Raw genomic sequence first — 1,610 nt, 5'->3', positions numbered from 1 at the left:
GCGTATCCCTGCCTTCCTGCTGGCGACCGGGTCCGGCGCCGAGCGTGCCGCCCGGTTCGGGTTGCCGCTGGTCATCGCCGCGGTCGGCGGGGAGGACCGCATGGTGGAGGCCATCGAGCGCTATCGCGCCGAGTTCCACCCCGCCGCGGTGGGCGCGGGGCCTTACGTGGTGGTCTCCGCCTCGATCGTCATCGCCGACACCACCGCCGAGGCGCACCGGCTGCTGCTGCCGGAGGCATGGTCCGCCGCGTACGCGCGCACCCGTGGTGAGTTCCCGCCCCTGCTGCCACCCGCGGAGATCGAGGCGCGCGCCATGACCGATCGGGAGCGCCGGATCTTCGACGAGGGGTTGCGCGGCCATCTCTACGGCACCGAGGACGAGGTCGCCGACCAACTGGAGCGGCTGGTGCGCAGGACGGGCGCCGACGAGATCCTCGTGCACACCAGCACCTACGATCGCGCCGCGAAGCTGGATTCGCACCGCCGCTTGGCGCTGCTCACCGGCCTGTCCCGGGCGGACGTGCGCGCCGATACGGCCGCCTGAGCAGCCGGCGCTCGTCACCGCCTACGGGAAGCGCACTTCGGCGGCGGCATAGCCGAACAGTCGGCGTCCCTCGGCGCGCGCGTCGACGGCGATGGTCGCCTGCCGCTTGCGCGGATCGATCGAGGTGACCCGGCCGCGGAATTGGATCGCGCCCGTGCCCAACGACGGTATGCGCAGGTGCTGCGCGTTGTGCGCGAATTGCGCACGGAACCGGGCGACCGCCGCGGGGTCGCCGAGCCAGGAACTCAGGAACGAGGCGGCCAGACCGAGTTTGAGCATTCCAGGGGCGACCACGGTCGGCAGGCCGCTTGCGACCGCGACCCGTTCGTCGAACAGCACCGGATTGGATTCGCCGGTCACCCCGGCGTAGTTGACCAGGTCGCCACGGGACAGGCGCATGGTGCGAACGGGCAGTTCGGCACCCACCGACAGGTCGGCGAAAGCGACATGCGGACGCGGTATCCGGTGTAGCGGCGTCGGCGCGAGGTGATCCGCCGCGGCCGGGACGACGGCGCTGCCTCGGGCCGGTCCGTCCGGGCAGCGACGGCCCATGGCGACCTTGCGCACGGCATCGGCCAGCCCGGGATCGCGCCCGCCGACCCGGGCGAGCAACGCGCTGGAGCCGGTCTGCACCACGGCGCCGTGCTGGTCGATCAGCACGCTCTTGATCGCGAGGACGTCGTATTCGCCGAAGTGCCGGAACGATTCGAAATAGATGTCGCAGGTCAGGCGGTCACCCGCCACCAATGGCCTGCCGAAGTCGAAAACCTGGTCCGCGTGCAGGATCCGGGTCGGATCGTAGCCGGTGATCAGCGTGTCCAGAATTTCGCGGTGCACTCGGGTGAGGATTATCGAGCTGAATGTGGCGGGCGCGATGAGCCCGGGAAAGCCGAGCTCGGCCGCGGCCTCCTCGTTCCGATGCGCGGGATGGGAATCCTGGACGGCGCGGGCGAATTCCCGGATCTTCTCCCGTTCCACCTCGTAGCGGAGAGTGGAACGGTAACGATGGTCGACCAGCGACCTGGCCTGATCGGCCGGATTCACCGCGGTTTCGTTCATGGTTGCT

At 70.1% G+C, this 1,610-nt stretch carries 2 protein-coding genes; one reads left to right on the top strand and one right to left on the bottom strand.

Annotation, left to right across the window (positions count from 1 at the left end; genetic code table 11):
* Window positions 1-544: LLM class flavin-dependent oxidoreductase (locus ON21_RS10940; RefSeq protein WP_039797645.1), on the top strand; the 544-nt coding region annotated here is incomplete at its 5' end.
* A 21-nt stretch (window positions 545-565) separates the two neighbouring features.
* Here ON21_RS10940 and ON21_RS10935 read toward each other — a convergent pair.
* On the bottom strand, window positions 566-1,610 hold a 1,045-nt coding region (locus ON21_RS10935), incomplete at its 5' end, for a fused (3R)-hydroxyacyl-ACP dehydratase subunits HadA/HadB (RefSeq protein WP_051020678.1).

Origin of the sequence: Nocardia araoensis NBRC 100135 (assembly GCF_000308435.1) — a bacterium.
Classification (GTDB): domain Bacteria; phylum Actinomycetota; class Actinomycetes; order Mycobacteriales; family Mycobacteriaceae; genus Nocardia; species Nocardia araoensis.
Note: the sequence above shows the minus strand (reverse complement) of the source record. Positions and strands in the feature narration are given on the sequence as shown.